The organism is Streptomyces sp. Q2, assembly GCF_056820935.1.
In genome coordinates, this window is record NZ_JBXEJE010000035.1 from 22,675 (window position 1) to 28,648 (window position 5,974).

The 5,974-nt window shown below is 72.0% G+C and carries 5 protein-coding genes; 2 read left to right on the forward strand and 3 right to left on the reverse strand.

Going from position 1 to position 5,974, the window contains the following annotated elements; translation table 11 throughout:
- Positions 1-36 precede the first annotated feature (36 nt).
- Genes ACWBNA_RS33595 through ACWBNA_RS33605 form a run of 3 tightly spaced genes read right to left on the reverse strand, consistent with a single transcriptional unit; the run spans position 37 to position 3,100 of the window.
- Entirely contained in the window at positions 37-630 is a 594-nt protein-coding gene (locus ACWBNA_RS33595) for a TetR/AcrR family transcriptional regulator (protein ID WP_482708284.1), read from the reverse strand.
- A 41-nt stretch (positions 631-671) separates the two neighbouring features.
- Positions 672-2,333: a class I adenylate-forming enzyme family protein gene (locus tag ACWBNA_RS33600; protein WP_482708285.1), complete on the reverse strand. Its 1,662-nt coding sequence runs from the start codon at positions 2,331-2,333 to the stop codon at positions 672-674.
- Positions 2,330-3,100, reverse strand: coding sequence for an SDR family oxidoreductase (locus tag ACWBNA_RS33605; RefSeq protein WP_482708286.1), 771 nt, complete (start codon positions 3,098-3,100; stop codon positions 2,330-2,332). The genes ACWBNA_RS33600 and ACWBNA_RS33605 overlap by 4 nt, the downstream gene beginning before the upstream one ends.
- Positions 3,101-3,299: 199 nt before the next feature.
- On the opposite strand from ACWBNA_RS33605, the gene ACWBNA_RS33610 reads away from it, so the two are divergent.
- Positions 3,300-4,532, forward strand: a complete 1,233-nt coding sequence (locus ACWBNA_RS33610) for an exo-beta-N-acetylmuramidase NamZ family protein (RefSeq protein WP_482708287.1) — start codon at positions 3,300-3,302, stop codon at positions 4,530-4,532.
- Between the two features lie 102 nt (positions 4,533-4,634).
- On the forward strand, positions 4,635-5,974 hold a 1,340-nt coding region (locus ACWBNA_RS33615), incomplete at its 3' end, for a serine-threonine protein kinase (RefSeq protein ID WP_482708288.1).

A 5,974-nucleotide genomic window follows, 5' to 3' on the forward strand; every position in this document is an offset into this window, starting at 1 on the left:
CGGCTGCCGGTGGCAGCCGCCCCTCACGCGCGCGTGCTAGGGCCGCAGTGCCCGCAGCAGGAGGTCCGCGAGGTGGTCGGCGACCTCCTGGGGGCTGAGCGGGCCGTCGGGGCGGTACCAGGTGGACAGGTGGTGGACGGAGCCGAAGTGGTAGTCCACGACCAGGTCCGCGGGGGTCGCCTTGGAGAAGACGCCGGTCTGCTGGCCCTCCTCGACGAGCGCCCGGAAGCGTTCGTGGTAGCGCCGGCGTTCGGCGCGCACCTGCTTGTGCTTCTCGGGGCTGAGGTGGTGCATCGAGCGGAAGAAGATCGACGCGTCGTCGAGGTTGTCGATGGTGGTGACGACCACGTCGGCCGCCGCCCCCCTGAGGCGCTTCTCGATCGGCTCGTCGGCGTTCGCGAACGCGTCGAGTCTTTCCTGCTGGACGCGCAGCACGCGCGCGTACACCTCGTGCAGGAGGTCGTCCTTGGAGCCGAAGTAGTGGTAGAGCGCCCCCTTGGTGACGCCCGCCGCCTCGACGATCTCCTGCACCGAGGTGCGGTCGTAGCCCCGCTCGGCGAAGAGCCGGGTGGCGGCGGCGAGGAGCCGCTGCGGCACGGGGGTCCCGTCACCGTCCGTAGTCCTGGGCACTGCCGCCACCTGCCTTCCGAGGCATTCTTCTGTTGCTGCTTCTAGTCGTGCGTGCGGGAACGCAGTTCCCGCCGGAGGATCTTCCCACTCGCCGTCTTGGGCAGGTCGGGCAGGATCTCCACCTGACGCGGGTACTTGTAGGCGGCCAGTCTGTCCTTGCAGTACGCGGCGAGCGTATCCGGGTCCGCGTCGGAACCCGCACGCAGGCTGATGTACGCCTTGACGGTCTCCCCCCGGTACCCGTCGGGCACCCCGACGACGGCCGCCTCGCGCACCGCCGGGTGGGTGTAGAGGACGTCCTCGACCTCGCGCGGCCACACCTTGAAGCCGGACGCGTTGATCATGTCCTTCTTGCGGTCGACGACGTACAGCCAGCCCTGCTCGTCCATGAAACCGATGTCCCCGGTGCGCAGCTCCCCGTCCGGGAAGGTCGCGGCGGTGGCGTCGGGGCGCCGCCAGTAGCCGGGGACGACCTGCGGCCCGCGTACGAGGATCTCGCCCTGCTCCCCGAAGGGCACCTCGGCGCCCTGGTCGTCGACGATCCGTACGACCGTGTCGGGGCCGGGCGCGCCCACGGCCAGGGTTCCGGAGACCGGGTCGACGGGCGCCTCCAGGGCCGGCGGTACGGAGGCGCAGGGCGCGGTGCACTCGGTGAGCCCGTAGCCGTTGCGGATGTACGGCCCGAAGCCGGCCCGGAACTTCTCCACCAGGGCGGGCGGTAGCGGGGCCCCGCCGGAGGAGATGTTGACGAGGGAGGAGAAGTGGTCGGGGGTGACGGACGGGTGGGCCGCCAGCGCCATGAAGGCGGTCGACGGGCCGACCGTGTAGTGCGGCCGGTGCTCGGCGAACGCGTCCAGGACGACGCCCGCCTCGAAGCGGTACGCCAGGACGAGGGTGCCCGCGCTGTTCAGACAGGCGCCCAGCTGGCAGACCATGCCGGTGATGTGGAACAGCGGCGCCATCGCGAAGTAGACGGGCGCCTCGGGAAGGTTCAGGCCGGTCCGCTGCCGCTCGGCGTTGTACATGATGTTGCCGTGCGTGTTGGTGGCGCCCTTGGGGGTGCCGCTGGTGCCCGAGGTGTAGCTGATCAGTGCGATGTCGGCGGGGGCCGGGTCGCGGCCCTCCGGCGCCTTGTGACCGGCCCGGGCGACGGCCGTCAGGTCGTCGGCGTCCGCGGCCCGCGGAAGCCGTTCGAAGGTCAGCACGCGGGTGTCCTGGCGGGTCTGGAAGTCCAGCTCGCAGGCGGTCAGCACGATCCGCGGGGGCGCGTCGGCGGCCGTGTCCCGCAGATACGACTCCCACGCGCGGTCCGTGCAGACCAGCGCGGCCACCTCGCCGTCCCGCAGGACGTGCCCGACCTCCCCCGACTTGTACATGGGGTTCACGGGCACGACGGTCGCGCCCGCCTTCCAGGCGCCGAGCAGGGCGAGCACGAAGTGCGGGGAGTTCTGCAGCAGGATCGCCACCCGCTCGCCGCGCTCCAGGCCGCGGGCGGCCAGGTGCCCGGCCACGGAGTCGCTCAGCTCGTCGGCCTCGCGGTAGGTCAGGCGGCCGTCGAAGTAGGTGAGGAAGGTGCGGTCGGGGGTCTGTGCAACCGCCTTGCGCAGGGCGTGGACGAGGGAGTCGGCCGGCTCTATGGGCGCGCGCTGGGCGTCGTCGAGCAGGCCGAGCCAGGGCTTGGCCGCGTAACGGGAGTCGGTCACCGGGCGGCCTCCCACTTGCGCTGGAGGTGGTTCATGTTCGTCAGCCAGCGGTCCGGCTCGGCGGCCCTGGCCTGGTAGTACCCGGCGACCTCGGGGTGCGGCAGGATCAGGAAACGGTCCTCCTCGATGCCCTTGAAGAGGGCGTCCGCCACCTCCGCCGGGGCGATCGCGGTCGGCTGGAGCACCAGGTCGCCCGCGCTGCCGGTGGCCTCCAGCATGTCGGTGCGTACGCCCTGCGGACAGATCGCGTGCACCTTCACGCCTCGGTGGCGGTAGGTCAGCGACAGCCACTCGGCGAAGGCGTACGCGCCGTGCTTGGTGACGCTGTAGGGCGCTGCGCCGATCATGGTGAGCAGTCCGGCGGCGGACACGGTGGAGACGAAACGGCCGCTGCCGCGCTCCAGCCAGGCCGGGAGCAGTTCGTGGGCCGCGCGGACGTGCGCCATGACGTTCACGTCCCAGGACAGCGCCCAGGGCCGCTCGTCGAACGCCTCGCCGCTCTCCCCGCCCTCGAAGGCGACGCCCGCGTTGGCGCAGTAGACGTCGACGGTGCCGCCGAGCGCCTCCCGGGCCTCGGTGACGATCGCCGAGGCGTCGCCCGCGACGGCGATGCCGCCGATCTCCTCGGCGACGTCCTTCGCCCGGTCGGCGTCCAGGTCGTTGACGACGACCCGGGCCCCCTCGGCGGCGAAGCGGCGGGCCAGCGCGGCTCCGATGCCGCCTCCCGCTCCGGTGACGACCACTCCCAGATCCTGCGTTTCCACCATCGGTCTCCTTCGACACGACAAGACTCGGCTCTGCCCCGCAACGACCAGACTAACCGGTCGGTATGTCACAAGGAAGGGTGACGGCAACGCCCCAGGGGCGCGGGGTATCGCGCGACTAGCCACAACGAACCCGCAGCTTCCACACCACCGCGGGAGCACATACCGTGCCCATGCCGACGTCCACGTTCAAGGAGGTCACATGCAGCTACCCAGACGAACGTTCCTCGCCGCAACGACGGCTGCAGCCGCACTCCCCGCGGCGTCCCCCGCTTCCGCGGCCACCCGCCGAAGGCAAACCGGCTTCGAGCGCCTCGCGGCAGACGGCTACGCCCAGCTCAGCGGCCGGCGCACCGGCATCGTCACCAACCCCACCGGCGTCACCAGGGACGTACGCCACATCGTGGACGTCATGCACGCCGACGACCGCGTGGACCTGGTCGCCGTCTTCGGCCCCGAGCACGGCTTCCGCGGGACCGCGCAGGCGGGCGGCTCCGAGGGGCGCTACGACGACCCGGCGACCGGCCTGCCCGTCTACGACACCTACCTGAAGAGCGGCCGGCCGCTCGCCGACATCTTCACCGCGTCCGGCGTGGACACCGTCGTCTTCGACATCCAGGACGCGGGCGCGCGCTTCTACACGTACATCTGGACGCTGTACGACTGCATGGAGGCCGCCCAGCTCGCGGGCAAGCGGTTCGTGGTCCTCGACCGGCCCAACCCCGTCACCGGGCGGGCGGCGCTGGGCCCCGTCCTGCACAAGGAGTTCGCGACCTTCGTCGGGCGGCAGCCGATCTCGCAGGCGCACGGGATGACGGTCGTGGAGCTGGCGCGGCTGTTCAACGGGGAGTTCCTGGCGAAACCGGTGGAGCTGGACGCCGTACTCATGAGCGGGTGGAAGCGGTCCGCCTGGTACGACGACTCGGGTCTGCCCTGGGTGCCGCCGAGCCCGAACATGCCGACGCCGGAGACCGCCCTGGTGTACTCGGGAACGTGTCTCTTCGAGGGGACGAACCTGTCGGAGGGGCGCGGGACGACCCGCCCCTTCGAACTGCTCGGCGCGGAGGGCGTCGACGGGCGGTGGGCCGCGGCGGCGAACGGACTCGGGCTGCCCGGCGTGCACTTCAGGGAGGCGTACTTCGCGCCCACCTTCTCCAAGTTCCAGGGGAAGACGATCGGGGGCGTGCAGCTCCATGTCCACGACCGGGACGCCTACGACCCGGTACGCACCGGGATCGCGCTCCTGGTGACCGCCAAGCAGGTGTGGAGCGGCTTCGCCTGGCGCCCGGACAACTGGATCGACAAGCTCACGGGCTCCACGCTGGTGCGCACGATGATCGACGCGGGGGCCGGTACCGACGAGGTGGTGGCGGGCTGGGAAGAGGAGCTGGCCGCCTTCCGGAGGGTGCGGCGGGAGTACCTCGTCTACCGCTGAGCCGATGGTTCACCCGGATGAGTCATGACGTATGGCCAACTCCGACCGGCAGCAGGACGATGCGCGCACATCGCACCACTCCGGGGGACGAGGGGGCCTGGCATGGCAGAGCCGGAAATGAGCGTGAGTCCGTACTGGGAGCTCACCTTCGACGCGGACGGGGACACGGACGGCGGGAAGCGGGACCGGCTGTTCGCCGGGGTCGCCGAGCACGGCGTGCGGCACCTCGTGGTCTTCGCGCACGGCTGGAACAGCGACCGTTCGGGGGCGACCCGGCTCTACAGCCGTTTCTTCGCGCCGATGCCGGCGCTCGCCCCGGCGGCCGGACTCGGGTTCGTCGGTGTCGTCTGGCCGTCGATGCGGTTCTCGGACGAGCCGATCCCCGACTTCCCGCGGGCCGTGGCCGCCGAGATGCCGCCGCGGCCCGCGCTCGACAAGGACACCCGGCACGCGCTGCTGGAGACCTTCCCCGGGCGGGCGACCGTGATCGACCAGATCGCGCGGATGCTGGACCAGCAGCCTCGTGCCGAGACCGAACTGGAGGAGTTCGGGCGGCTGGTACGCCTGCTGGTGGACGTGGTGCCGCCGGGGCCGCAGGCGCTGTTCGCCGCGGACACGCTGGCGGAGGGGGTGCCGCAGAGCGAACTCCTGATGTTCTCGGGGTCCACCGCGGAGATCTGCGAGGAGTTCGCGCGGGCGCTGGCGGCGCTCGAATCCCCCGGCGAGGTCGCGCCGTTCTCGCTGCCCGACCCGTGGGACGGCGCGCACGAGCTGCTGCGGCAGGCGACCTATTACGCCATGAAGCGGCGCGCGGGAACCGTCGGTGAGCGCGGACTGGGGCGGGTGGTCGGCCAGTTGGCGGCGAAGGCGCCGCAGGTGCGGGTGCACCTCGTGGGGCACAGCTTCGGCGCGCGGCTGGTGTCGTTCGCGCTGCGCGGACTGCCGGAGGGCGTGCGCACCGTGAAGTCGGCGACGCTGCTCCAAGGGGCCTTCTCCCACTACGCGTTCGCGGCCCGGCTGCCGCACGACCCGCGCGCGGGAGGCGTCCTGCAGGGACAGCACCTGCGGATCGACGGCCCTCTGGTGTGCTGCCACTCCCGTCACGACTCGGCCCTCGGGTCGATCTACCCACTGGCCTCCCGGATGGCGGGCGACGCCCAGGGAGCCGCCGCCGAACTGGCCATCGCCCGAGGCCTCGGTGCCAAGTGGGGGGCGATGGGGTACGACGGCGTGCAGGCCGTGCCGGGCACGCGGGCGATCGAGCTCGCCACCGCGCTCAAGGCGAAGCTGCCCGCCTCGGGGTGCGTCAACGTCGACGCGGCCAAGGTGGTCAGACGGGGCGGGCCGCCGTCGGGCGCGCACAGCGACATCGTGCACCGGGAGCTGGCACAGCTGGTGGTGGCGGGGGGGCGCCAGCCCCCGCCCCCCCCCCCCCCGGGGCC

Coding starts and splice junctions, on each gene's coding strand:
- ACWBNA_RS33605 (WP_482708286.1), bottom strand. CDS start 3,100: ATGGTGGAAACGCAGGATCTGGGAGTGGTCGTCACCGGAGCGGGAGGC.
- ACWBNA_RS33610 (WP_482708287.1), top strand. CDS start 3,300: ATGCAGCTACCCAGACGAACGTTCCTCGCCGCAACGACGGCTGCAGCC.